Origin of the sequence: Luteibacter sahnii, from assembly GCF_034063545.1 — a bacterium.
Lineage (GTDB): Bacteria > Pseudomonadota > Gammaproteobacteria > Xanthomonadales > Rhodanobacteraceae > Luteibacter > Luteibacter sahnii.
This window is the reverse complement of the sequence record NZ_JAQLOK010000001.1, coordinates 589,166-613,762: the sequence shown is the minus strand read 5'-3', so window position 1 is coordinate 613,762 and position 24,597 is coordinate 589,166. Positions and strand designations below refer to the sequence as shown.

The window sequence follows — 24,597 nt, the reverse complement described above, 5'->3', positions numbered from 1 at the left end:
GCGTCAATTCCCCTGTGGTTCGCGCCAGGACGTCTCGCCACTGGTCACGGGTTGGAGTGTAGCCACATCCTTGCACACAATCGCGCCGGTCGAGGTCTGCGTGCAGGCCGTCACCGTCTTGGCACCCCGGGGTCCGTTCGAGGCGTCGCCGGCGTGCAGGCTGGGCGGCGCGGGCAAGCCGGCACCGATCGACGCCGACGTGAGTACCTTGTTGCTGCCCGCGGCGGTGCCGAAGAAGCCGTTGGGCGATCCCACGCCCGCGCGATAGTCCAGGCCATACAGCACGGAGCTGCCCAGGCCGGTGCAGATCGACGTACCCGGCGTATAGGCGGCCGTCAGGAGGAGCCCGCCAAGCAACGACTGGGCACTCACCACGCGCTCGGAGGGATTGGTACCGTTCGTCGAGAGATTGCGATACCACCCCGCGATTCCCGGGGTATCGAACGCACCCGCCAGGCCGGTGAAGTTCGTAACGCCGCTGAAGGCGGCATTGGTAGGCACGTTTTGCACGGTCTGGTCGGTAAAGACGTCGACGTTGGTCACGTTCACCAGGTTCGACTGGCTGATAGTGGCCAGGTACTGCGCATCGGTCGGATTCAAAAGCTGCGTATCGATCAGACCGTAGATGCGCTGCTGTCCCGTCGTCGCCTTGTCGGTGCTGGTGAAGAGCCGTCCCGTGCCGAAGAACACCATCGGCGCGCCGCGATCGTTACGACCCAGCGTCGGTCGCACGGTGACCGGCAGGCCGTTCGTGCCGCCGAGATCGAGGAACAGGTTGCCCTTCCAGTTGGACGGCGCGGGGTCGCTGTTCACGGCGATCTTCCAGAATTCGCCGCCGAACTCGCTGGACGAACCATCGCCGTACACGCTACCGAAGTAGATCGCCTCGGCCTTGCCGTTGAGATCGAAGTCCGAGGCGATGAGATCGCCTGCGAAGCTGTTCTTGCCCTTCGCGTTCGCACTGCCCAGATCGAACTGGGTCGGCTTGGCGGCCCCGTTCGTCGACGCATTGACGATGTCCGCCACGTTGTACACGTTGACGCGCAGGTTCTGGTTCGACGCCACCTTCTTCGCATCCGTCGGCCCGGAGCCGAACGCGAGGAAAAAGCTGCTGGGGCTTCCCGAGATCGCGTCACGCACCATCACCGCGGCCGGGGCGGACGTGGTCCACGTACCCGGCAGCGTGATTTCCGAGAGGACCTTGGGCGGGGACTCCGGATCGGTGATGTCCATGATCACGTAGGCCGAGTCCGAGGTGACGTTGTTCGCGGTACTGTTGGTCGAGACGTTCACCGTGATCGAGCCGCCACCCAGCCGGAACGGCACCACCAACAGGGTGCCCCAACCCTGGGGATGCGTGGTGTCGTTGGGGAACACCTTGGCGTCGAACGCGATCGGGCTGCCGTCCACGTAGTAGGTGTGCTGATAGGCCGGGTCGGTCAACCAGCGCAGGTGGGGCAGCAGGTTCTTCGGAATATACGCCCACAGTTCGCCGCCCAGCGGGTGCTGCGTCGCGGTGCCGATGGCGGTGCCCGGTGTCGCCGTTCCGTTCGCCGAGCACACGGTCGTCGTCGGACGAAGCTCGAAACTCTGGCAGCTCGCGTTGTAGAAGCCCGCGTTGAACGCATGCAGCATGCCGTCGTTCGCGCCGACGTAGATCACCTGCCGACGGTTGCGATACTGCGTCCGGAACGTCGCGTAGGTGCTGTCGTTATAAAGCAGGTCGTACGATTCCGCCGGTGCACTGACCGCCAGGGGTGTCGAATTGACGATGTCGCCCAGGCGGGTCACGCGATCCTGCAAGGAGGCGTCCGTGCCGTAATCGACGGTACGGCTCCTCAGCCCGGCGATTTCCGTGCCACGGATCCAGTTGACGATATTCGCGGCTTCGGTGGTGGAGTCCGTGTTGAGGTAACGGTAATTGGTGCTGTTGATGCCGTCGGTGCCGGTCGCGTTCCACGTGAACGGCCGCACTTCGCCCGCATCGACCACCCCGTTATTGTTCGCGTCCACCCAGGTGAAGATATAGCGTCCGCTGCTGTTACCGAACGCAGTGCCATACGGTCGCTGCGTGCCGGTGACCAACGAGGGATCCCACAGCATCGAACGCGCGTTCCAGATGGTTTTCAGGTCGGTCAGCTCGATCGTCTCGCTCGACGACGGCGTGAACGTCTTCGGGTCCGAACTGGTGTACCGCGTCACCATCGTTCGCTGCGTGCCGCTCTGGTAGCTGAAGGTCACGACCTTGTCGACGGTGTAATCGTCGAGCTTGTCGTTGCCGTTGCTGTCTTCGCGAAGCAAGCCGTACTGGTCGGTCCACAGGGCACCCAGCGAGCCGATCCACGTGGCACGCGCACCGCTCGTGTCGGTTCGCTCCGCCTCGTAGAGCGCCTGGTAGGTCACGCCAACGCCGTTGGCGCTGGTCGCGACCGTCGCGGCGGCCGTACCCGACGAGGTCTTGGCGAGGATCTTGCGGAAGAGCGTATCCAGCGCCGTTTCCAACTTGCCCGGATCGGTGACCAGGAAGTAGTTGTCGGGCACGCCATCCTTGTCGGCGTCCCACTTGGACGTGTCGTTGGGGTTGCTGTCGTTCGCCGGCGTATCGGTACCGTCCGGCTTGGTGGTGTCCACGCGGAAGCCGCCCCACTTCGCGGCATAGAGCAGCGGATCCTGCAGCGTGCCCGCACTGGTGCTGCCAATGGCGTACCGGGCCGTCGTGGCACCGTTGTTGACCTGGCAGCCGTTACAGCCGCCGGAGGCGCCGATCGCTCCCGTGCCGTTCAATCGATTGCCGGACGCGTCGTAGATATCCGGGTTGGTGGCGTCGGTGTACTTGAAGCCATAGATGCCGGAGTGGAAGTGCGCGCCGTCCTTGGTCGTGCCGTTGACGATGTAGCCGAACCCCTGGCCATTATTGGTCGAGGCGGAGACCGTCTTCGTCGTGATGTTGGCGGACGTGGACGTGATCTCGTAGCTGATGATGCCCCAGACATCCTGATCGTAGTCACCACCGCCGAAGCTGTCGTCCCAGTCGGCATAGAAGGAACCGCGCGCGGTGGTGCCGTCGTTGGTCTGCGACAAGATCTTGAAGTCCACGAGGCCACCGCCGCCGACGTTGCCATTGCCCAGATCAAGTCGGTAAGCCGGAATGATCGTCACGAACTGGCCCGGCACATTGGGCACCGGCACCCGGATCTGCGGGGTCGTGGTCGCCAGTTGTACGCCGAAGGTACTCACCTTCAGGGACGTGCGATCGTCCGACGTGACGATGGGATTGCCGGTGCTGTCGTTACCCAGGTCGCGAATACGCTTCACGTGGGCGCCATAGGCGGCTCCCGCCATGAGGTAGCCGCCCTTGAGTGCGGGAACTTCGGGGCAAATGCCCTGGACGGTGGAGAAGTTGGAAACCGTCTTACCCGAACAAAGGTTGGCATCGGCGCCCGCATAAGACGACGAGGGATTGCCGACGAACCAGGCCTTGCCGTTGATGCCTTCCCCCGTGCCGACCAGGTCGGTCCAGGCTGCCACGCTACGCCCGGAGTTCAGGTCATCGAAGCCGGCAACGGCGTCCGTATCGTAGCTGAGCGAGCTGGCGTTGAAGTTAATGACGTTCAGGGGCGCGCAGAAGTTGGCGGCACTGATCGGATCGTTCCAGGTGGCGACGACGGACATGCCCAGGGCTTTGTCCTCGGCTCCGGAGGCGAACGCCGCGTTAGGCGACTTGCCGGCAAGGTAACGCAGCGTCTCAATATAGCTCTCCGCCATAGGGTTGCCCCAAGACGAGCAATTGCCCTCGCCAACGAGCGAGCCCGATGAACCGCTGGTACTGATGCCGGTACGCTGATAGGTACACCCGTTGCCCGTACCGTAATTGTCGCCGGACAGGTAAGCGTAGCCATAGATGCGCAACGCATTGATGTTGCTGATGATGCCCGGATTCGACGTGAACGTGCCATCGGATGCGTTCACGTCGTTGGTGATGAAGTCACCGTCGTTCGTGCCCGGACCGGGAAGCGCGGCTCGCACCACGCCGCCCGACGCGTTGTGGTCGAACGTCGGCGTCACCAGCCCGAACTTGATATTGCCCGTTTCACCGTATTTCTGAAGCAACCCGATCGGTTTGTACGGGCTGGATGCCGACGTGCTGTCGGGATACTGCTTGCACTTCTCAGCGCCGATCAGGCCCGAGACGCAGACTTTCACGCGCGCGATCAGCTCAGCCCAGTCAGTGCCTTCGGTACCGGGCTGGTCGGGGTTTTCGGCGCCCGAACCCAAGCCGGAGAATGCCGCGCGGTTGCCGTTGCTGAGAAAGCCATCCTGGAACGAACCCTGCGAGTTGTTCTTTTCGTTGTACCACTGGCACTGCAGGCTTTCGTTCGAGCCCCACAGCGCGTAGTTGCCCGTACGCATGCGGACCAGGGGCGGTGCCGTATTGGATTGGGATCGGTTGGTGGAACCGCCCTGCACGGTCGTGTTGCAGAACGTGATCCCGGTGCGCGTCAGGTTGGTCACCGTCCAGTTGCTGTACTGGAGAAACTGATTGATGCAGGCGGAAACCGACCCGCATCCCATGTTGCTCGAGAACATGCCGTCCTGGAGACGCAGCTCGACGCGATTGTTCTGAGTCGCATTGCCGTAGCCACCCGTGTTCAGGTAGCGAACCGGTGCCGTGAGAACCGCTGTCACGTTGTTCGCCGTGGCGGTGATCCTCAGCTGGTCGCCGACACGGATCTTCAGCGAGTCGGGCACGTTCTTCAGGCGAAGCAGCGTGTAGTTCGTGCTGTTTTCGCTCAACGACTGGGTATCGAAATAGAGGTTGGCACTACGATCGCTGGCAGCGGGTGTCGTCGTCGACGGCGAATACGGCGTGAGCTTGTTGATGTCCGAGCCGTTGTAGTACTTCGCGAAAGAATGCGCATCCGTCGGCAGGTAAGCGCGTTCAAGGACGGTGGTGGTGGCCGTGTCCGTCGACCGCAGGCCGCCGTAGAGGATTTTCCGCACCTCGTCCATGCGCGTCATGGTCGCCCAGTTCAGGAAATTGCCCGACCACTGGCCTGAGCAGTATCCCGTCCCGTCCACGCTTTGGGCTGGCGAAAAGAAGCCATCCGACTTCGAATACGTGTAGCACTTGGTCGGGTCGAAATACCCGGCATACGTGAACGCGTTATTGAACGTCGTATCGACCTGGCCGTCGCCGTTGAGGTCGGTGAAGTCGTTATACGCCTTGTAGAAGAGCTGGTGATCGCGCGACAGGTTGAGCATGACCAGCGGCGCGGCGCCCGCGATGCCCAGCGGAGGCACGATAGCGTAGGCCGACGCCTGCTGCGAACTGTTGGAGATCGCGGCGGCCCGCGCCTGCGGCATGTCGACCAGAGCCCCACCGATGAGGGCGGCCACGAAGCCGACGACGACACCGACACGTCGAAAACGGAAAATGCTCATGCCTGTGCCCTGGTTCAGTTGCGGATCATCTGGTGATACTGCGTCTGCGTGATCGCGACGCCGTTACCCGGTGCCGTCGCAACGCTCCGTACCTCGAAGATCATGTCGGCGCCCCCGCCCGCGGCCCCGATGCCCAGCCCCCTGTAACCGGCCGCCTGTGCACCGCCCGCGCCTTCATTGAGCACGCTGCCATCGGGGACGATCGCCACGGTGGCCGATACGCTGGCCGCGCACGAAACGCTCGACGAATCGCAGATGGAAATCACCATGTCCGGGCGCCATGTGGACGGGTCGTAGAGCGTTTCCTTTGGCAGCGTGCCGCAGGTCTGCAACGGGCCATACAAGAGCGCGGGCCCACCCGAGCAATCGGTCTGCAGCCCGGTTTTCGCCTTGGCCAACAAGCCGGCCGACATGTCCGTCGAATACGTAAAGTTCGCGTCGGGCACGGTGCCGCTGAACGACACGGGCCAGCCCCGCTCGAAAACGTGCTGGTCGAACAACGTAATGGGCACGCTGCGAAGTGTCTCCGACGCCTCGAACGCCGCCTCGTGACGGGCCACGTTGGTCACCATCTTCATCTCCACCAGGGTGCCCCTCATCGCCGTGATCGCGATCACGGACAGGACGAGCAGGAAAATCAGGCCGACGAACAGTGCGATACCGCGCTGGGTACCCGCTCGGGCGATCGCTACGCGCTTCATCCTCTTACCCTGTTGCGAAGAACCACCACCTGCTGAACAAGCACGCGGGTGAACTGTTGGGGGTTGGTGCCAAAGGTGGACGCGTCGCTGTTGGCGCACGCGTTGGTGCTGGGCAGGCTGGTGCTGTAGGTCACCTTGCCCGTGGCGTCGATGGCGTACTGGCAGTGCCCCGACACCGTCAGGGCGATCGGATGGGGCACCCCGGTGTCACGCGACGCCGCGCGAGCCACCATAGAGACGCGGGCCTGGGTGACGGTCGTGAAATTGCTCGCGGCCGCCGTCTGGAACGGCGTCGCCGGTATCGCCGGCGCGGGCGATGGCTGGGCTATCGCCGGCGACGCGTACTCGAACTGCAGTTGTTCGATGCCTTCGGACACCACCTCGGAAATCAACGTACCCGTACCGTCCATCCGCATCCGCATCAGGGTGGGTATCGGCGCGCCGGCATCGCCGTCGTCGGCCGTGCCACATACGCCGTCCTTGCCCGGATCGGAGCAAGGCCGCAGGTAATACATCTCGAACTGGTAGGGGTAGACGTAGCGACCCGTGTTCGATGCCAACGGATTGGAGGGTACCGCGGTCTTGGTATAGAAGAGATTTCCCTGCTGGGCAACCGAAGCGACGAGGAAATACGACGTGCGGTTGGGCACGACGGTCGGATCGGTACTGTCGAAATCCGGCCCGGTCGTCTTGCTCGGATCGTAACCGCGCGTATCGGCGTAGCGCAGCACGACGACATCGGAGTACTTGACGTAATTGGCCGTGTTCACGCAGTTCTTGATCGGAAACGTCGCCGCACCGTCGTACCCGCGGATGCCGTTTTCCTTGCCGTCGCCGACGCTCAGCACCCAGGCGCCGGTGCAGTCGCCAGACGTGCCCCCGACACCGGAGGTACTGCTCATGCCGGTGATGTCCTTGGCCTTGACGCCCCCCCAGAAGTCGGCCATGCGCAGCGACCAGGCGACGCGCCCCATGCCGAAGCGAAGGTTTTCCTGGTTGAAGTTATTCCCCTGCTGGACGTTGAACGCCTGCCGGTTCGCCATCAGGACGCTGACGAGGCCCGCGATGACGATGAGGCCTATCAGCAATGAGACCATCAACTCGACCAGGGAGAAGCCCCGGGAGCGACGAACGATGCGGGATCGGTAGCGGATCGTCATTGCAGGAAGCTGAAACTGTAGGACTGCGCGGTGTTGGCCGACGCGCTATCAGCCACGCCCGCCCAGGACACGGTGATCACCAGCGTGCCGAGCGTCGGATCCTGGGTGACCGTGGCGGGCACGCCGCCGGGAACGGCCGGGAGCGAACGGGCTATGGCCAGCTGCCAGCACGCCAGGTCGCGCGTCGCGATGGCCGAGGGCGACGACAGGTTCGTGGCGTTGCAGTCCGCGTCGGTATAGGTAGTGGTCCCGTCGTACAGGTAGGCGCTGGGCGCCCCCTTTGGCAGGGCACCGTCGGGATTGGCGCGCATGGCGTCCGCGAGGCTGCGTGCGAGCGATACGGCGGCGCTTCGCGCGCCGGACTCACGGGTGAACTGCGCACCGCGCAACTGCATCAGCGCAAGCCCCACCATCCCCAGGCTGAAGACCAGGATCGCTACCATGACCTCGATGAGGGACACGCCGCGTTGCGCGCCTGGCGAAGACTGTCGATTCACCCCTACCCCCTGCTTATGACGCCGCAACCTGCAACATACCCCAGCCCACCGGGCGCCCCTCGCCAACCCCGACATGCGGTCAGATTATTCCGACAAGCGGTGCCCCGTAGGTGTTTGCGCGCCTTCCACAACGCTGAACGCCGACATGTTGGCGCAGTCGCGGGATAACACAGCGGTCACGGACGGGCGGCCAGAATGCCCGGGCTTTCAAGGAGAGTTCTACCGTGCTCGCGCAATACGTCTACACCGCCGCCGAAGTCCCCTTTCGTATCGTCCGCCACGGCCATCGCTGGCGAGCGCTGCAGGGTCCGCACGAGATCGGACGCTACGACACCCCCGAGGACGCCGTCCGCGGACTGCGCGATGTTTCCTTGCACTGGGTGCCCCGTCGCCTGAGCGACTGGCGCTTCATTCCGGATGCGGCGCTCGCTCATCTGGCTCCACCCACCCAGGCCGCCCTGGCCCGGCTGGCAGCGGCGGCCTGACCGGCGTCTCCATCAGTCCGTCGATGGCGCGCTTCGCGCGCTCGACGATCGCCTCCCGGGAGGCGCCGTCCACGGCCTCGGTCAGCACCTCCGCATTGTGACGAATAATCGTGTATCCCCTTGTACTGCAAAGGATATCGTAACCCTTGTAGTGCTCTGGACGGATCATGCCAGCCCCTGATGATCACCACGTCATCGACCTCCACTGCCCGAGGTCGTCCTCTAGCCTGAGGTCCACCGTCGCGCCCTGACCCCGCCGGACCTGCGCCTGCCTCACCGCGTAGGCCAGTGCGTGCGTCTCGGCATGAAAGCGGACCGGCTTTTCGGCATCCACCCGCACGGCCCATTCGGCCCCGGGCTCCGGCGGTCGCACCACATAGATGCGCAAGTGGCTCTGGGTCATGCGTCGGCATCGCCTGGCTTCCCTTTCCCCTATGTGACATCCGGGCCATGAAAATCATGTGGAAACGGTCGGCCTGCCAGGCTGCGCCGAGTCAGCGTGAACTGGACCGCCACTCGCGGGCCAGCATCGCATAGATGACGTCGTCCACCCATTCGCCGCGGAAGCGATAACTCTCCACGTGATGGGCCTCCTGGCGGTAACCAAGCGACCGCAGCAACGCGATGCTGGCCACGTTGCGAGGATCCACCGACGCCACCGAGCGACGGTAACCCCATTCACCAAACGCCAGGTCGAGCAGCGCAGCCATGGCTTCGCGGGCGTAGCCGTGGCCCTGCCGATCTGGCCGGAGCGACACGCCGAACTCGATCGGATCGTCGGCATTGGCCGGGAAGTGCGCGCCGAGGTCGCCCAACAGGTCGCCCGACGAGCGGTCCCTTATCGCGAGTTGGGCCCAACTGTCCGGGGTGCGGAAGCCGAGCCGCGACTGCTCATCGATGAAGCGGGCCGCCTCGGCCTCGTCGGCCGGTCGCCACCCCTGGTAGCGCGCCACGGCTTCATCGCCGCGATACGCAAACAAGGCCGCCGCATCTGTCGCCACGAGGGCATCCAGGCGTAGTCGCGCGGTGACAATCGGCGTGTGAGGAGCGTCCATAAGGCCTCGCGAGCAAAGAGCGCAAGGTAACACCCTGCGCTGGACCACGGGAGCCTACCGCTGAGGCTTTACGCAATGCTTACCCCGGACGGCCATCCGGCGGGCAGTCTTTTTACGGAAGCAGACCTGATACTGGCGGCATCTCCCCTCGAGGCTCTCCGATGTCGATCGTCGTGATCACCAGCCCCTGGCGCGACGCGCCACGATCCCCCGCCCCTCCCGCCCAGGATGCGATGTGGCGTCTGTGGGAGCGGGCCCAGGCCGTCGGCGTCGATCTGCTGTGGCATCCCTGCCGCGATGTCGCCGAACTGACGGCGCACCTCGCCCGGTCACCGGTCGAACATGCGGAACTCGTGCTACTCGACATCGACGCCGCCGCAGTGCCCGAAGAGGACAAGGAACCGCTGCGGCATGCACTGGCCTCGCTTGAGGCGCCTTACATCGAGGTTCACGAAGGCAGCGACGAAACCGACGCATCGGCCCTCGTACCGGGCCATCCGTCGCTCGTCAGCGTCGTGGTACCGGGCGACGCCTGCGCGAGCTACGACATGGCCCTGTCGATCGGGCTGCGCTACCTCGGTGCCGGCCGCCGCCTCGCGGCGTGAGACGAACATCTGCCGCTCTCCTATCATCCGACCTCACCGCCCGGAAGAGACCTTGGCCTCCCGGCCACACCGCCCAGGCGCACCGCGATCTGACGACACACGGTCGCCGAAGCGCAACGACCCGCCTGATCGAACTATTCACAGGATCGTCAGGTCGCCCACGGCTGTCCTAGATGAGCCCAACAAAAAAGCCAGCGTTTCCGCTGGCTTTTTTGTTGAACTGGTGCCGGAAATAGGAATCGAACCTACGACCTCATCATTACGAATGACGCGCTCTACCAACTGAGCTATTCCGGCGAGAAGCGGAATTGTAGGTAAGCCTGAGGCCCGGCGCAAGTCTTTAGCTGGCCAGGCGGAGTTCCTTCGGCAAGGCGAAGGTGATGTTTTCGGCCTCGCCGTCCAGTTCCCGCACGGCGCCGGCGCCCCACGACTGCAAGCGAGCGATGACTTCCTGCACGAGCTTCTCGGGGGCCGATGCGCCGGCTGTGACGCCGACACGCGACGCACCGTCGATCCACGCCTTCTCGATGTGCTCGGCACCGTCGACCAGGTGGGCCGGTACGCCCTGCTTTTCCGCCAGCTCGCGCAGGCGGTTGGAGTTGGAGCTGTTCACCGAACCGACCACCAGCACGATATCGACCGCCTCGGCCAGGCGGCGCACGGCGTCCTGGCGGTTTTGGGTGGCGTAGCAGATATCGTCCTTGCGCGGACCTTCGATCGCGTCGAACTTCTCGCGCAGGGCCTTGATGATGGCGATAGTGTCGTCGACCGAGAGCGTGGTCTGCGTGACGAACGCCAGCTTTTCGGGCTGCGAGGGCGCGAGGCCGGCGACGTCGTCGACGGATTCGACCAGGTAGATGTGCCCGGCGTTGGCCGGGTTCCACTGGCCCATCGTGCCTTCGACCTCCGGGTGGCCGTCGTGCCCGATGAGGATCACGTCGTAACCGGCACGGCCCAGGCGGGCGACCTCCATATGCACCTTGGTCACCAGGGGACAGGTGGCGTCGAAGACGTTGAGACGGCGGCGATCAGCCTCTTCGCGCACCGACTTGGGCACGCCGTGGGCGCTGAAGATCACCGTGGCGCCGTCCGGCACGTCGTCGAGCTCTTCGACGAACACGGCGCCGTCGGCGCGCAGCCGCTCGACCACGTAACGGTTATGCACGACTTCATGCCGGACGTAGATCGGCGCACCGTACGACTCGAGCGCGCGGTCGACAATGGCAATGGCACGGTCGACGCCAGCGCAGAAGCCGCGGGGATTGGCGAGGAGGATATCCAAAGGGGCCTCGTGGCGGCCTCGGGGCCGCAGGGTGGTTTGCCCGCCCATTATCGCACGTCAGGCCCCCGCTCGTAGGAGCGCGCCCGCGCGCGACCGCCCCCTGGATTACGCCGCGGACTTCGAGGGCGGGGCGAAGAGACTGAACACGATCAGGGCGACGGCCCCGACGCTGATCGCCGAATCGGCGACGTTGAACACCGGAAACGGGTAGCTGCCGATGAAAACCTGGATGAAATCGGTCACCTTGGCCGCGTGCAGCCGATCGATGAGGTTACCGAGCGCCCCGCCCACGATCAGGGCCAGCGGTAACGCCGTTCGCCAGTCGCGACGGGGCGTGCGGGCCAACCAGATGCTGAGCGCCACGCTGATGCCTACCGCGAGCAGCGCGAAAAACCAGCGCTGCCAACCGGCGCTGTCGGCGAGGAAGCTGAAGGCCGCGCCCGTGTTGAACGTGAGCGTCCAGTTGAGCAGGCCCGGAATCACCGGGTGCGGGGTCTCGGCCGGCTGCAAGGCCGTGAGGGCCCACCACTTGGTGAGTTGATCGAGCACGATCATGGCGGCGGCGAGCCACAGCCAGGAGAGCGCATTGGGGCGGGGACGTTCGGTCATTCGGTTCAGCCAGGAAGACGGATCGACCCGCGCCGCCGTGGCGGCGCGGGCTGCGGTTGGCGCAGGGGGATCAGAACCAGCGGCGGTGTTCGCCCTCTCCCGTCACGTTCTCCACGCAACGGCCGCAGATCTCCGGATGCGCCGGATCGACGCCGACGTCCGGCCGGTGATGCCAGCAGCGCACGCACTTCGCGTCGTCGTTGACGTGGGCCGACACGTAGACGTCCTCACCGTCCAGCTCGACCTTCTCCGCGCCCTCGGGGCGTCCATCGAGCGGCGCCAGCACCACGTCGGAAGTGATGAAGACGAAGCGCAGTTCCCCAGCCGCGTCCGCGAGGGCCCGGTGGGCCGACGGGCCGGCATAGAGCGTGAGCGTGGCATCGAGCGACGCGCCGATCTGCCCCGCCTTGCGCATGCCTTCGAGCACGCGCGACGCGGTATCGCGAACCGCGAGCAGGCGGCCCCACCATGCACGGGTGTCGCCGTCCTGGCGGACGTCCAGCCCTTCGTAGAAGGTCTCGAACAGCACCGACGCCTCGCGCGAGCCCGGCAGCTGCTGCCAGATCTCTTCGGCGGTGAAGGTCATGATCGGGGCGATCCAGCGGACCATGGCCTCGACGATGCGGTACATCGCGCTCTGCGCGCTGCGACGACCGCGGCTGTCGGTGGGCATCGTATAGAGGCGGTCTTTCGTGACGTCGAGGTACAGCGCGCCCAGTTCATTGGTGCAGAAGTTCTGCACGCGCTGGACGATTTCCGGGAAATCGTAGCGCTCGTACGCCGCCACGATCGCCGCCTGCGTATCGGCCGCCTGGCGCACCGCCCAGCGATCCAGCTCGATGCACGCGTCGGTGGCGAGCAGGTGCTTGTCGGGATCGAAGCCGTCGAGGTTGCCGAGCAGGAAGCGGGCGGTGTTGCGCACGCGCCGGTAGGTGTCGGTCACGCGCTTGAGGATCTCGTCCGACAGCGCCATTTCGTTGCGATAGTCGGTGGAGCAGATCCACAGGCGCAGGATGTCCGCGCCCAGGGTCTTCATGATTTCCTGGGGCTCGATGCCGTTACCCAGCGACTTGGACATCTTGCGACCCTGCGCGTCCACGGTGAAGCCGTGGGTGAGCACGTGGTCGTAAGGCGCCCGGCCATGGATGGCGGCCGAGGTAAGCAGGGACGACTGGAACCAGCCGCGATGCTGGTCGGAGCCTTCGAGGTACATCACCTTGTATTCGGAGGCATCGCCGGCCTGCAGCTCCGGGCGCGCACCGATCACGGCGAAGTGGCTCACGCCGGAATCGAACCAGACGTCGAGCACGTCGGTGACCTTCTCGTAGCGATCGGCGTCATCGCCGATCAGCTCACGCGGGTCGAGCGTGAACCACGCATCGATGCCCTCGTGCGCCACCTTGCCGGCCACCCGCTCCATCAGCGCGACCGAATCCGGGTGCGGCTCATGCGTCACCTTGTCCACGAACAGCGTGATCGGCACACCCCAGGTGCGCTGGCGCGAAATGCACCAGTCGGGGCGACCATCGACCATGCCCGCGATGCGCTCTTCGCCCCAGCCCGGCACCCAGCGCACGTTCTTGATCGCACCGAGCGCGGTGCGGCGCAGCCCGGCCTGCTCCATGCCGATGAACCACTGCGGCGTGGCACGGTAGATCACCGGCGTCTTGTGACGCCAGCAGTGCGGGTAGCTGTGGGTGAGCTTCGCCGACGCGAGCAGCACCCCGCGCGAGCGCAGCAGTTCGACGATGACTTCATTGGCCTTCCAGATGTGCTGGCCGGCAAACGCGGTATCGCCCGCGAAAGGCACCTCCGGGCGGTAAACGCCACGGCCGTCGACGTAGTTAAGCGTGCCAATGCCATAGTTCAGGCCCACGGCGAAGTCTTCCGCACCATGGTCGGGCGAGGTGTGCACGGCGCCGGTACCGTCGTCGGCCGACACGTGGTCGCCAAGGATGGCCGGTACCTGTTTGTCGTAGAACGGATGGCGCAACGGCTTGTTCTCGAGCACGGCGCCTTGCACGCGACCGAGCACGTTGACGGTGTCGATGCCGTAGCGCGCGAGCGCCTTCTCGGCAAGGGCCGAGGCGATGACGAGAAACACGCGGCGACCGTCGCGCGAGGGGCCTTCGACCAGGGCGTACTCGATCTCGCCGCCGAGCGACACCGCCTGGCTGGACGGCAGCGTCCACGGGGTGGTGGTCCAGATGGGCACGGCCACGATGGCGTCGCCCACGTCCACGCCGAAATCGGCGCCGATGTCCTTCGGGTAGACCGCGTCGTAGGCCACGTCGACGGCCGGCGAGGTGCGCTCGGCGTATTCGATTTCCGCTTCGGCCAAGGCCGAGCCGCAATCGAAACACCAGTAGACCGGCTTGGCGCCGCGCACCACGTGACCGTTGGCCACGATGCGCGCGAGCGCGCGGATCATGTCGGCTTCGTAGGTGAAGTCGAGGGTGCGATAGGGCTTTTCCCAGTCGCCCAGCACGCCCAGGCGCTTGAAGTCGACGCGCTGGAGGTCGATCTGGGCCATGGCGTATTCACGGCACTTCTGCCGGAACGCAGCGGCATCAAGCTTGTCGCCGGCCTTGCCGAACTTCTTCTCGATGGCGATCTCGATAGGCAGGCCGTGGCAGTCCCAGCCCGGCACGTAAGGCGCGCGGTAGCCGGCCATCAGCTTCGACTTGACCACGACATCCTTGAGCACCTTGTTCACCGCGTGACCGAGGTGAATGGGGCCGTTGGCGTACGGCGGGCCGTCATGCAGCACGAAGACCTTGTCGCGATCGGCCGCCTTGGCCTGGATCTGCGCGTAGCGACCCACGCGCTCCCAGTTGGCGAGCCACTCGGGCTCGCGCTTAGGAAGATCGCCCCGCATGGGGAAGGCGGTCTGCGGCAGGTTGATGGTGTTCTTGTAGTCCTGGGTCATCGCGGGCAACCGTGGGTTTCTCGGGTAGGCGCAAGGCGCCTCATGCATTGACAAGAATGGGGTTCATCCCAAGGGCCTGCCGGGCGTCGATCTCGTCCTGGCGCATCTGGGTGGTGAGCGCGTCGAGATCGGCGAATTTCTCTTCGTCCCTGAGTTTGCGCACGAACTCCACGCCGATGCGCTGGCCGTAAAGATCGCCGGAAAAATCGAACAGGTGGGCTTCGAGCAGCGGCTCGCTTACTTCGTTGACCGTCGGGCGCACCCCGAGGCTCGCCACGCCCGGCCAGCTGCAGGGGCCGTCGCCGATGCCGATGCGCACGGCGAAGATGCCGCGCACCGGGCTCACCCGTTCGCGCAGGTGCACGTTGGCGGTGGGATAACCCAGGGTGCGGCCGAGCTGCTGCCCGTGCTCGACGTGGCCGTCGATCACGAAGGGCCGGCCCAGCAAGGTGGTCGCGTCCGCGAAACGGCTTTCGGCCAGCAGCGTGCGAACGCGCGACGACGACACGCGCTCGCCGTCGACGATCACGGCGGGCACGGCATGGGCCGTAAAGCCGTATTCCGCCCCAATGCGCTGGAGCAAGGCGAAGTCGCCGGCACGGCGATGGCCGAAGCGGAAGTCTTCGCCCACCCAGACCTCGCGCGCGGCGAGACGGGCGACGATGACCTGGCGGACGAAATCCTCGGCCGACATCTGCGTCAGCGACGTGTCGAAGCGCAGGGAGAGCAATTCGCGAATGCCCGCCGCGCTCATGCCCTCGGCTTTCTCGCGCACGCCAGACAACCGCGGCACCGGCTCGGCGGAGAAGAACGCGCGGGGCAGCGGCTCGAACGTGATCACCGCCGGCGCGAGACCGCGCTCGGCGGCACGGCGGCGGACCTCGGCCAGGATCGCCTGATGCCCCAGGTGCAGGCCGTCGAACGCACCGATCGCGACGACGCTGCCTTCGGGCGCGAGCGATGGACCGTCGACGTCGCGATGGAGTCGAAGGGTCATGCCGGGGCGTCCTGGGAGCGAAGGGAAACGAAAGCCATCCGGGCAGTATAGCGGCGCGGTTGCGGTGCACAACGGCGGTGGGTATGGGAGGCGCAGGGGCGATGAGGTTGTGCGCCATGGGAGTGGAGCCGGGGGACGGGAAGCGGGGGCGCATCCCGCGTCGTTCGTCAGAGGGCGCCTGATGCGTTACGCGAACAGCGCGCCAACGTGAGGCTACCCGGCTCCTCGGTCGCCCGCCGGAAACACGCCCCCACTTCCCAACGCCCGTCCCCGCTCTTTGGAGCAGGAGCCAGGGGACGGGAAGCGGGGGCGCATCCCGCGTCGTTCGTCAGAGGGCGCCTGATGCGTTACGCGAGCACAGCGCCAACGTGAGGCTACCCGGCCCCTCGGGCGCCCGCCGGAAACACGCCCCCACTTCCCAACGCCCGTCCCCCGCCTCACCTCGCCCGCAAATCCCGCAGGCGGAACCCCAAGGCGAAGAGCGCCGCCACGTAGGCGCCACCGCCCGCGCCGACCAGCACCGCGAGGCGCCAGACGCGCTCCCACTTCGCCACATCGGTCCAGTCAGGCCACGCGTGCAGGCCGATCAGCAATACGACGATCATGGCCGCACAGGCCACGCCCAGCCGGAGCAGGTGGCGGCTCCACCCCGGTTGCCGGGTGTACACGCCGGCACGCCCCAGCCAGTGCCAGAGCAGGGCCAGGTTGATGTAGCTCGCTAACGCGCTGGCCATGCCCAGGGCCATGTGCAGGCCGGGAATGGCCGACAGCGCCTCGAACCAGGAGCCCGCCTTCTGCGTGGGCGTCGCCCAGAGGACGAACAGCAGGGCGAGAAAGGCCACGTTGAAAACCATGTTGGACACCAACGAGGCGACACCCGCACGCACCGGAGTGCGCGTGTCCTTGCGGGCGTAGAACGCCGGAAGCACCACCTTCACCAGCGCAAACGCGGGCAGTCCAAAGCTCAGGGCCGAAATCGACAGCGATGCCATCTTCGTGTCGAACGCGGAAAAGCGTCCGTGCTGGAAGATCGTGGCGACCAGCGGCACGGAGAGGATCATCAGCGCGAACATGGCCGGCACGGCGATGAGCAGCGTGGTCCGCAGGCCCCAGTCGAGCGCCCGCGAGAAACCGTCCTTGTCGGTAGCGACGTGGTGGCGCGAGAGCGACGGCAGGATCACCGTGCCGAGCGCGACACCGAATACGCCCAGGGGCAGTTCGAGAAAGCGGTCGGCCTGCGACAGCCAGCTCTGCGACCCGGCAATCAGCAGCGAGGCGATCACGGTGTCCAGCAACAGGTTGATCTGCGCCACCGAGGATCCGAACAGGGTCGGCACCATCAGGGTCATGATCCGGCGCACGTCCGGCGAACGCCATCCCCAACGCGGCAGCGCCAGCAGGTCGAGTTGGCGAAGCGCGGGCAACTGGAAGGCCAGCTGCAGGACGCCGGCGACCAGGATCGCCCAGCCCATCGCCATGATGGGCGTATGCAGCCTCGGCGCCAACCACAACGCGCCGGCGATCATGCACAGGTTGAGGATGACCGGCGTGAGGGCCGGCAGGCCAAACCGGTGGAAACTGTTCAACGCGCCACCGGAAAGGGCGGTGAGCGACACGAAGAGCAGGAAGGGAAAGGTCAGGCGCAGCAGGTTGACGGTGAGTTCGAATTTCTCCGGCGTCTCCACGGCACCCGGTGAAAAGAGTGCCGTCACCTGGGGGGCGAAGATCAGCCCCAGCGCCACCACCAGGAGCAACACCCCGCCAAGGGTGCCCGAGGTACGCGCCATCAGTTGCTTCAGGTCGTCGTGGGGCCGGGTTTCCTTGACCTCGGTAAAGACCGGTACGAAGGCGGTGGAGAACGATCCCTCGGCGAAGAGGCGGCGCATGAAGTTGGGTATGCGGAACGCGACCCAGAAGGCGTCGGTGGCCGCGTTGGCGCCGAACGACGCGTTGATCGCCATGTCGCGGACCAGGCCGAGGACGCGCGAGACCATGGTCATGCCGCTGAAGGACAGCACACCGCGAAGAAGACTGGGGGTTTTCATCCGTGCCGGGGGTCGGGTTAAACCGCTAGTTTGACAAAGCACGCCGGGCAGCGGACAGTCTCCGCTCTGGATTTTTCGGGACGCGATGCGTCCCCGCCCCGGGCATCGTTCGCGCGAGCCCTAACCTATTGACGCAGCCTCGTTTTGGCTCCACAATGGGTGTCTTTTTTAAAACCCACCGAACTCTGGAGCTTTACCTTGGCCAACATCAAGTCCGCGAAGAAGCGTGCGCGTCAGTCGGAGCAGCGCCGGCTGCGCAACGTCAGCGCGCGTTCCATGGTGCGTTCCGCACTGAAGAAGGTCGTCAAGGCGATCGACGCCAAGGACAAGGCCGCCGCCACCTCGGCTTACGCTGTCGCCGTGCCGGTCATGGACCGCTACGCTGCCCGCGGCCTGATCCACAAGAACAAGGCGGCGCGCCACAAGAGCCGCCTGAACGCGAAGATCCGCGACCTGGCGTAATCGCCTGCGCGACATCGCTGTTGACGAAAAAGCCGGCTTCCGCCGGCTTTTTCTTTAGGCGCGCCGAGGCTGCAGTCGCGCCCCTCAGCCTCATGCGGTGTGCGTGCGGGGTCGCGCGCAGGGCGCACTCCATCCGGTTTAGTCGCCGCGCATGCGCACGTCGTCGGCAGCCTCGGTGCGGTCGCGCATCGCGGCGCGCTCGGCGTCGAAGAACTGCTGCACCTTGAGACAGACGTCCCACGTGCCCAACTGACCGGCCGCCGACACCAGGAACCACGGCGCCTTCCAGTCGAGGCGGGTGACGATGTCCTGAGCGACCGCCTGAAGCTCGGCCTCGTCAGAGAAAACGTCGGACTTGTTGATCACCAGCCAGCGGGGGCGACCGACCAATTCACCGTCGAATCGCTCCAGCTCGCTCTCGATCGTGCGCACCTGCTCCACCGGATCGGAACCGTCGATAGGCTGGATGTCGACCACATGCAGCAGCAAGCTGGTGCGCGACACGTGGCGAAGAAACTGGATGCCCAGGCCCGCGCCCTCGGCGGCCCCCTCGATAATGCCGGGGATGTCGGCGATCACGAAGCTCTGATCGGTACCCACACGGACGACGCCAAGGTTGGGATGGAGCGTGGTGAACGGATAGTCGGCCACGCGCGGCGTAGCGGCCGAGACAGCGCGAATGAACGTGCTCTTGCCGGCATTCGGAAAACCGAGCAGGCCGACGTCGGCCAACAGACGCAATTCGAGCTTGAGGTCGCGAACCTCGCCCGGCGTGCCCGGCGTCGACTTGCGCGGCGCCCGGTTCACGGAACTCTTGAAGTGGATGTTGCCCAGGCCGCCACGACCACCCTGCGCCACCTTGAGGCGCTGGCCGTGCGAGGTCAGGTCGCCAATGACTTCGTCGGTGTCCACGTTGGTCACCACCGTACCAACCGGCACGCGGACCTCGGTGTCTTCGCCGCCCTTGCCGTACATCTGGCTGCCCATGCCACCCTGCCCACGCTGGGCCTTGAACGAACGCTGGTGACGGAAATCGACCAGGGTGTTCAGACCCTCGTCGGCCACGAGCCAGACCGAACCGCCATCGCCGCCATCGCCGCCGTCGGGACCGCCGAACGGGATGAACTTCTCGCGACGGAAACTCACGCAGCCGTTGCCGCCGTCACCGGCGAGGACTCGAATCTGGGCTTCATCGACGAATTTCATGGGTCAACCTGTGGCGTAAACGGTAAAGAGTGAACAGTGGGCCATATGCCGCGGGGCGAACCGTGAGCCGAGGCGCATCCCGAGGCCTGTCGACGACACGCGACGGGGACCACTTCGCATGCATGGCTGACGCGTCACCGTCGCTCAAAAACGAAAAGCCCCGCCATGGGCGGGGCCTTCGCTATCGCGTCGGAACGGGCTTACCCCTGGACGACGTCGACGAACTTGCGGCCCTTGTCGCCACGGGTCTTGAACGACACGGTGCCGTCGACCAGGGCGAACAGGGTGTGGTCGCGGCCGAGGCCAACGCCCACGCCGGCGTGGAACTTGGTACCACGCTGACGAACGATGATGTTACCGGCTTCGACGGCCTGGCCGCCGTAGATCTTCACACCGAGGTACTTCGGGTTCGAATCGCGACCGTTGCGGCTGGAACCTACGCCTTTTTTATGTGCCATGACTCATATCCTCCGGCGACTCAGGCGTTGATGCCCGTGATCTCGATTTCGGTGTAATGCTGACGGTGTCCCTGCGTGCGCTTGTAGTGCTTGCGACGACGGAACTTGACGATGCGGATCTTATCGGCGCGGCCGTGGGCGCGAACGGTCGCGCTGACGGTGGCGCCAGCGACCAGCGGGGCGCCGACGGTGATCGACTCGCCTTCGCCGACGAGGAGGACCTCATCGAACGTCACGGTGGAATCGACTTCGGCGGGGAGCAGCTCGACGCGCAGGACTTCGCCCTGCATGACGCGATACTGCTTGCCACCGGTCTTGATGACTGCGTAGCTCATGGTGGTTTCCTGATTATGTAGTTCTTCTTGGGGTGTTGCAGGTGTTACGAACCGCGAATTATAGCGGGAGGCAAAAGGCAAGGTCAATCAGTCGGTTAAGCGCGCAACGTCGAGCCAACAGCGGCAAGGCGGCCGATAAAACACGAGTTTTATCAGTCACCTACGAAAGACCTACTCACCGTCTCTTCCGCGGATGGCCAAGCAAGGACGCGGCGTCGCCAGCACGGTGGCCTGCCCCGCCCCTTTAAGATGGCGGTCGGCGGGGCGTGGCCGGGGGGGGCTTACTTACCGGGCGCCGGAGCGGGCTTGGCGGCGGTGCCGGTGGCCGGGCACTGACCCTGCGCATTGAGCGTGCCCTGGCCCTGCAGCTGCTTGATCATCTGCTGGCCGCGCTCCTGGCCCCACTGCTTGCCGATCTGCATGCCCTCGGCCATGGTCGCCGGCATCTCCTTGATGACCTTCTGGCCGGTCGGCGTGCTGTAGAACTTGAGCAGTTCGTCGATCTCCTTGTCGGTGAAGTGCTTCTGGTACACCGGCACCATGCGGCCGATCAGCTGGTTGGTGGCATTCTGGTCGACGAAGCCCTGCCAGTAGCTGGCAGGCACGCAGGGCAGCGCGGTCTGCATCACGCCGGCCATCTGGCTGTTCATCTGGCTGAGCATCCGGCCCATGCCGACCACCTCCATCAGCTTGCGCACCTGCTGCTCGCTCGGCTGCGCGGCCATGGTCTGTCCGGCACCCACCGCCAGCAAAAGACCCGCCACCATCGCTGTCCGCTTACGCATGATCTGTCCTCTAGGATGAGCCCCTCCCCGGGGCGGGGACATGGTAGCCGAGTTGGTCGGCCCCGGCGTCACCGGCACTGACTAACTCCCCACAAACCCCTTGGTATAGTCGGCGATCTCCCCCACTTACGTCGGCACATGGACAGCATTCGCATCCGCGGCGCCCGCACGCACAATCTCAAGAACATCGACCTCGACCTGCCCCGTGACAAGCTCATTGTCATCACGGGGCTGTCCGGTTCCGGCAAATCGTCGCTGGCCTTCGACACCATCTATGCCGAAGGCCAGCGCCGTTACGTCGAGTCGCTGTCGGCCTATGCCCGACAGTTTCTCTCGATGATGGAAAAGCCGGACGTGGACACCATTGAGGGCCTTTCCCCGGCTATCTCGATCGAGCAGAAGTCGACGTCGCACAACCCCCGCTCCACCGTCGGCACGATCACCGAGGTGTACGACTACCTGCGCCTGCTCTATGCGCGCGTGGGGACGCCCCGCTGTCCGAACCACGGCACGCCGCTGGAGGCGCAGACCGTCAGCCAGATGGTCGACACCGCGCTGGCACTCGACGCCGACAAGCGCTGGATGCTGCTGGCGCCGGTGATCCGCGAGCGCAAGGGCGAGCACGTGCAGGTCTTCGATCAACTCCGCGCCCAGGGTTTCGTGCGCGCCCGCGTCGATGGCGAGGTCTACGATCTCGACGCGGTACCGCCGCTGACGCTGCGCCAGAAACACACCATCGAAGCGGTGATCGACCGCTTCCGCCCGCGCGACGACATCAAGCAGCGCCTGGCCGAGTCGTTCGAGACCGCCCTGCGGCTCGGCGACGGCATCGTCGTGCTGGTGGACATGGACGACACGAAGGCGCCCGAGCAGCTCTTCTCGTCGCGATACTCCTGCCCGCTGTGCGATTACTCGCTGCCGGAACTGGAACCGCGCCTGTTCTCGTTCAATTCGCCCGTGGGCGCCTGCCCCACCTGCGACGGCCTGGGCGTCACCCAGGTGTTCGACCCGGCGCGCGTCGTGGGCCATCCGGAACTGAGCCTGGCCGGTGGCGCCATCCGCGGCTGGGACCGCCGTAACGCCTACTATTACCAGATGATCGTCTCGCTGGCGAAGCACTATGGCTTCGACCCCGAGACCCCCTGGCGCCAGCTCCCGAAGTCGGTGCAGAACGCAATCCTCAATGGTTCGGGCAAGGAGCTGATCCCGTTTCGCTACCTCACCGAGCGTGGCGGCAAGGTCACCCGCGAACACAAGTTCGAGGGCATCCTGCCCAACCTCGAGCGCCGTTACCGCGAGACCGAGTCCGCCGCGGTGCGAGAGGAGCTCGCCCGCTACATCGCCGACCATCCCTGCCCCGACTGCGGCGGCCAACGCCTGAACCCGTCGGCCCGCAACGTGTTCGTCGCCGACAAGGCGATCCCCGAGCTGACCTCGCTGGCCATCGACGTGGCGCTCGACTTCTTCGCCAAGCTCACCCTGCAGGGCTGGCGTGGCGAAATCGCGGTGAAGATCGTCAAGGAGATCCGTGAGCGGCTGACGTTCCTCAACGACGTGGGCCTCAATTACCTCACCCTCGACCGACAGGCGGATTCGCTTTCCGGCGGCGAGGCGCAGCGCATCCGTCTGGCCAGCCAGATCGGCGCGGGGCTGGTCGGCGTGATGTACGTGCTCGACGAACCCTCCATCGGCCTGCACCAGCGCGATAACGAGCGCCTGCTCGGCACCCTCACCCGCCTGCGCGACCTCGGCAACACGGTGATCGTGGTCGAACACGACGAAGACGCCATCCGCGCGGCCGATCACATCCTCGACATCGGCCCGGGCGCGGGCGTGCACGGGGGCGACATCGTGGGCGAAGGTACGCTCGAACAGGTGATGGCGTCGCCCCGATCGGTCACCGCCAAGTTCCTCAGTGGCGAACGCGGCATCGAGGTGCCGGCGAAGCGTCGCGACGCCCGCGACGGCCAATGGCTCGAACTCAAGGGCGCCACCGGCAACAACCTCAAGGGCGTGGACCTGCGTGTCCCCGTCGGCACCTTCACGTGCATCACGGGCGTGTCCGGTTCGGGCAAGTCCACGCTGATCAACGACACGTTCTATCGCATCGCTGCGATGGAACTGAATGGCGCGGGCGAGCAGCCGGCTCCCTACGAATCGATCGAGGGTCTGGACCTGTTCGACAAGGTCGTCGACATCGACCAGTCGCCGATCGGCCGCACGCCGCGCTCGAACCCCGCGACCTATACCGGCCTGTTCACGCCGCTGCGCGAGCTCTACGCCCAGGTGCCGGAAGCACGCTCGCGCGGCTACACCCCGGGCCGCTTCAGCTTCAACGTGCGCGGCGGTCGCTGCGAGGCGTGCGAAGGCGACGGCATGATCAAGGTGGAGATGCACTTCCTGCCCGACGTCTACGTGCCTTGCGACGTCTGCCACGGCAAGCGCTACAACCGCGAAACGCTCGAAGTGCTCTACAAGGGCCATACCATCGCCGACGTACTCGACATGACGGTGGAGGACGCCTTCAGGCTCTTCGAAAATGTGCCGGTGATCGCGCGCAAGCTCGAAACGCTGCGCGCGGTAGGCCTCGATTACATCAAGCTCGGGCAGAGCGCCACCACGCTGTCCGGTGGCGAAGCGCAGCGCGTGAAGCTATCGAAGGAGCTGTCCAAGCGCGACACGGGCAGCACGCTCTACATCCTGGACGAACCCACCACCGGCCTGCACTTCCATGACATCGAGCAGCTGCTCGACGTGCTGCACAAGCTGGTCGAGCATGGCAACACCGTGGTGGTGATCGAACACAACCTCGACGTCATCAAGACCGCCGACTGGCTGGTCGACCTCGGGCCCGAGGGCGGCGCCGGCGGCGGGCGCATCCTCGTCAGCGGCACGCCTGAGACGGTGGCCGCCACGAAAGCGTCGCACACGGGCCGTTTCCTGCTGCCGCACCTGAAACCCGCCCGCCCCGTCACGGCGAAGAAGGCGTCGCCGGTAAAGAAGGCGGCCGCCAAGACCGCTTCGGCGACCAAGACCACGAAGAAGAAAAAGACCGCATGAGCACCGACGCATCGACCACGACGACGCCGATCCCCCTTTTCATCACGCCGATGGACGTGCGCTGGCAGGACCTCGACGCCTTCAACCACGTCAACAACGCCAATTACCTCGTCTATCTCCAGGAAGCCCGCCTGAAGTGGATGATGCAGTTGCCGGATTCCTGGTACAGCCCGGACGCCGCGCCGGTGATGGCGCACAGCGAGATCAACTACCGGCTGCCGATCGAATGGCCGGCCGACGTGCAGGTCGAGCTCTACGTCAACCGCATGGGCACGAGCTCCATGACGGTCGGCCATCGCATCGTCGATTCGACGGACGCCACGCGCGTGCATGCCGACGGTAGCGTGACCATGGTCTGGATCGACACCCGCAGCGGCCGGCCGGTGGCCCTGCCCCAGGCCATCCGCGACGCCGTCGCCCGGGCCTGACCCGGCGGCAGGAGCGCGCCACGCGGCGCCGCCCGAGGCGCGCTCCTACACCTCGT

20 protein-coding genes and 1 tRNA gene are annotated in these 24,597 nt (G+C 65.5%); 5 read left to right on the top strand and 16 right to left on the bottom strand.

Annotation, left to right across the window (positions count from 1 at the left end):
- Nucleotides 1-3: 3 nt before the first annotated feature.
- The 4 genes from PI246_RS02850 to pilV are packed head-to-tail and all read right to left on the bottom strand — an operon-like array spanning nucleotide 4 to nucleotide 7,875.
- Nucleotides 4-5,442: a pilus assembly protein gene (locus PI246_RS02850; protein WP_320549770.1), complete on the bottom strand. Its 5,439-nt coding sequence runs from the start codon at nucleotides 5,440-5,442 to the stop codon at nucleotides 4-6.
- 14 nt (nucleotides 5,443-5,456) lie between these two features.
- On the bottom strand, nucleotides 5,457-6,143 hold the full coding sequence (locus PI246_RS02845; RefSeq protein WP_320549769.1) for a pilus assembly PilX family protein: 687 nt from the start codon (nucleotides 6,141-6,143) through the stop codon (nucleotides 5,457-5,459).
- Nucleotides 6,140-7,303 carry a PilW family protein gene (locus PI246_RS02840; RefSeq protein ID WP_320549768.1) on the bottom strand — a complete coding sequence of 388 codons (1,164 nt, stop codon included), beginning with the start codon at nucleotides 7,301-7,303 and terminating at the stop codon, nucleotides 6,140-6,142. Before PI246_RS02840 ends, PI246_RS02845 begins: the two co-directional genes overlap by 4 nt.
- Nucleotides 7,300-7,875: a type IV pilus modification protein PilV gene (gene pilV, locus PI246_RS02835; protein WP_320549767.1), complete on the bottom strand. Its 576-nt coding sequence runs from the start codon at nucleotides 7,873-7,875 to the stop codon at nucleotides 7,300-7,302. Before pilV ends, PI246_RS02840 begins: the two co-directional genes overlap by 4 nt.
- Nucleotides 7,876-8,024: 149 nt before the next feature.
- On the opposite strand from pilV, the gene PI246_RS02830 reads away from it, so the two are divergent.
- Complete coding sequence (locus PI246_RS02830) at nucleotides 8,025-8,285, top strand: hypothetical protein (RefSeq protein ID WP_320549766.1); 261 nt, start codon at nucleotides 8,025-8,027, stop codon at nucleotides 8,283-8,285.
- A gap of 184 nt (nucleotides 8,286-8,469) precedes the next feature.
- Here PI246_RS02830 and PI246_RS02825 read toward each other — a convergent pair whose 3' ends face one another.
- Together PI246_RS02825 and PI246_RS02820 are read right to left on the bottom strand one after the other, a co-directional pair.
- Complete coding sequence (locus PI246_RS02825) at nucleotides 8,470-8,688, bottom strand: hypothetical protein (RefSeq protein ID WP_320549765.1); 219 nt, start codon at nucleotides 8,686-8,688, stop codon at nucleotides 8,470-8,472.
- A 91-nt stretch (nucleotides 8,689-8,779) separates the two neighbouring features.
- Entirely contained in the window at nucleotides 8,780-9,340 is a 561-nt protein-coding gene (locus PI246_RS02820; RefSeq protein ID WP_320549764.1) for a GNAT family N-acetyltransferase, read from the bottom strand.
- Nucleotides 9,341-9,501: 161 nt separating this feature from the next.
- Between PI246_RS02820 and PI246_RS02815 the strand changes: the two genes are divergently transcribed.
- On the top strand, nucleotides 9,502-9,945 hold the full coding sequence (locus PI246_RS02815) for a hypothetical protein (RefSeq protein WP_320549763.1): 444 nt from the start codon (nucleotides 9,502-9,504) through the stop codon (nucleotides 9,943-9,945).
- Between the two features lie 221 nt (nucleotides 9,946-10,166).
- On the opposite strand, the gene PI246_RS02810 is transcribed toward PI246_RS02815, so the two are convergent.
- From PI246_RS02810 to murJ, 6 genes are all read right to left on the bottom strand, one after another.
- Nucleotides 10,167-10,242 (bottom strand) — tRNA-Thr (locus PI246_RS02810).
- Between the two features lie 43 nt (nucleotides 10,243-10,285).
- Nucleotides 10,286-11,227, bottom strand: a complete 942-nt coding sequence (gene ispH / locus PI246_RS02805; protein ID WP_320549762.1) for a 4-hydroxy-3-methylbut-2-enyl diphosphate reductase — start codon at nucleotides 11,225-11,227, stop codon at nucleotides 10,286-10,288.
- 105 nt (nucleotides 11,228-11,332) lie between these two features.
- Nucleotides 11,333-11,836: a signal peptidase II gene (lspA, locus tag PI246_RS02800; RefSeq protein ID WP_320549761.1), complete on the bottom strand. Its 504-nt coding sequence runs from the start codon at nucleotides 11,834-11,836 to the stop codon at nucleotides 11,333-11,335.
- A gap of 70 nt (nucleotides 11,837-11,906) precedes the next feature.
- On the bottom strand, nucleotides 11,907-14,765 hold the full coding sequence (gene ileS, locus PI246_RS02795) for an isoleucine--tRNA ligase (RefSeq protein ID WP_320549760.1): 2,859 nt from the start codon (nucleotides 14,763-14,765) through the stop codon (nucleotides 11,907-11,909).
- A gap of 40 nt (nucleotides 14,766-14,805) precedes the next feature.
- The gene (locus PI246_RS02790) at nucleotides 14,806-15,762 is read right to left on the bottom strand and encodes a bifunctional riboflavin kinase/FAD synthetase (RefSeq protein WP_320549759.1); all 957 of its coding nucleotides are present in this window, start codon (nucleotides 15,760-15,762) and stop codon (nucleotides 14,806-14,808) included.
- A gap of 437 nt (nucleotides 15,763-16,199) precedes the next feature.
- Nucleotides 16,200-17,807, bottom strand: coding sequence for a murein biosynthesis integral membrane protein MurJ (gene murJ, locus PI246_RS02785; RefSeq protein WP_320549758.1), 1,608 nt, complete (start codon nucleotides 17,805-17,807; stop codon nucleotides 16,200-16,202).
- Between the two features lie 198 nt (nucleotides 17,808-18,005).
- Here murJ and rpsT point away from each other — a divergent pair, with 198 nt between their 5' ends.
- The gene (gene rpsT, locus PI246_RS02780; protein WP_045831394.1) at nucleotides 18,006-18,269 is read left to right on the top strand and encodes a 30S ribosomal protein S20; all 264 of its coding nucleotides are present in this window, start codon (nucleotides 18,006-18,008) and stop codon (nucleotides 18,267-18,269) included.
- A 138-nt stretch (nucleotides 18,270-18,407) separates the two neighbouring features.
- Here the strand turns inward: rpsT and cgtA are convergent, their stop codons facing one another.
- The 4 genes from cgtA to PI246_RS02760 all read right to left on the bottom strand — a co-directional run bounded on the left by cgtA (nucleotide 18,408) and on the right by PI246_RS02760 (nucleotide 21,053).
- Nucleotides 18,408-19,475 carry an Obg family GTPase CgtA gene (gene cgtA / locus PI246_RS02775; RefSeq protein WP_320549757.1) on the bottom strand — a complete coding sequence of 356 codons (1,068 nt, stop codon included), beginning with the start codon at nucleotides 19,473-19,475 and terminating at the stop codon, nucleotides 18,408-18,410.
- Between the two features lie 200 nt (nucleotides 19,476-19,675).
- Nucleotides 19,676-19,933, bottom strand: a complete 258-nt coding sequence (gene rpmA / locus PI246_RS02770; RefSeq protein ID WP_320549756.1) for a 50S ribosomal protein L27 — start codon at nucleotides 19,931-19,933, stop codon at nucleotides 19,676-19,678.
- A gap of 20 nt (nucleotides 19,934-19,953) precedes the next feature.
- Nucleotides 19,954-20,268: a 50S ribosomal protein L21 gene (gene rplU, locus PI246_RS02765; protein WP_320549755.1), complete on the bottom strand. Its 315-nt coding sequence runs from the start codon at nucleotides 20,266-20,268 to the stop codon at nucleotides 19,954-19,956.
- A 281-nt stretch (nucleotides 20,269-20,549) separates the two neighbouring features.
- Entirely contained in the window at nucleotides 20,550-21,053 is a 504-nt protein-coding gene (locus PI246_RS02760) for a DUF2059 domain-containing protein (RefSeq protein ID WP_320549754.1), read from the bottom strand.
- A gap of 138 nt (nucleotides 21,054-21,191) precedes the next feature.
- On the opposite strand from PI246_RS02760, the gene uvrA reads away from it, so the two are divergent.
- Both uvrA and PI246_RS02750 read left to right on the top strand, forming a co-directional pair.
- Nucleotides 21,192-24,113, top strand: coding sequence for an excinuclease ABC subunit UvrA (uvrA, locus tag PI246_RS02755; RefSeq protein WP_320549753.1), 2,922 nt, complete (start codon nucleotides 21,192-21,194; stop codon nucleotides 24,111-24,113).
- On the top strand, nucleotides 24,110-24,541 hold the full coding sequence (locus PI246_RS02750; protein WP_320549752.1) for an acyl-CoA thioesterase: 432 nt from the start codon (nucleotides 24,110-24,112) through the stop codon (nucleotides 24,539-24,541). Before uvrA ends, PI246_RS02750 begins: the two co-directional genes overlap by 4 nt.
- Nucleotides 24,542-24,597 lie beyond the last annotated feature (56 nt).

Coding starts and splice junctions, on each gene's coding strand:
- PI246_RS02850 (WP_320549770.1), bottom strand. CDS start 5,442: ATGAGCATTTTCCGTTTTCGACGTGTCGGTGTCGTCGTCGGCTTCGTG.
- PI246_RS02845 (WP_320549769.1), bottom strand. CDS start 6,143: ATGAAGCGCGTAGCGATCGCCCGAGCGGGTACCCAGCGCGGTATCGCA.
- PI246_RS02840 (WP_320549768.1), bottom strand. CDS start 7,303: ATGACGATCCGCTACCGATCCCGCATCGTTCGTCGCTCCCGGGGCTTC.
- pilV (WP_320549767.1), bottom strand. CDS start 7,875: ATGTCGGGGTTGGCGAGGGGCGCCCGGTGGGCTGGGGTATGTTGCAGG.
- PI246_RS02825 (WP_320549765.1), bottom strand. CDS start 8,688: ATGACCCAGAGCCACTTGCGCATCTATGTGGTGCGACCGCCGGAGCCC.
- PI246_RS02820 (WP_320549764.1), bottom strand. CDS start 9,340: ATGGACGCTCCTCACACGCCGATTGTCACCGCGCGACTACGCCTGGAT.
- PI246_RS02815 (WP_320549763.1), top strand. CDS start 9,502: ATGTCGATCGTCGTGATCACCAGCCCCTGGCGCGACGCGCCACGATCC.
- lspA (WP_320549761.1), bottom strand. CDS start 11,836: ATGACCGAACGTCCCCGCCCCAATGCGCTCTCCTGGCTGTGGCTCGCC.
- ileS (WP_320549760.1), bottom strand. CDS start 14,765: ATGACCCAGGACTACAAGAACACCATCAACCTGCCGCAGACCGCCTTC.
- PI246_RS02790 (WP_320549759.1), bottom strand. CDS start 15,762: ATGACCCTTCGACTCCATCGCGACGTCGACGGTCCATCGCTCGCGCCC.
- murJ (WP_320549758.1), bottom strand. CDS start 17,807: ATGAAAACCCCCAGTCTTCTTCGCGGTGTGCTGTCCTTCAGCGGCATG.
- cgtA (WP_320549757.1), bottom strand. CDS start 19,475: ATGAAATTCGTCGATGAAGCCCAGATTCGAGTCCTCGCCGGTGACGGC.
- rpmA (WP_320549756.1), bottom strand. CDS start 19,933: ATGGCACATAAAAAAGGCGTAGGTTCCAGCCGCAACGGTCGCGATTCG.
- rplU (WP_320549755.1), bottom strand. CDS start 20,268: ATGAGCTACGCAGTCATCAAGACCGGTGGCAAGCAGTATCGCGTCATG.
- PI246_RS02760 (WP_320549754.1), bottom strand. CDS start 21,053: ATGCGTAAGCGGACAGCGATGGTGGCGGGTCTTTTGCTGGCGGTGGGT.
- uvrA (WP_320549753.1), top strand. CDS start 21,192: ATGGACAGCATTCGCATCCGCGGCGCCCGCACGCACAATCTCAAGAAC.
- PI246_RS02750 (WP_320549752.1), top strand. CDS start 24,110: ATGAGCACCGACGCATCGACCACGACGACGCCGATCCCCCTTTTCATC.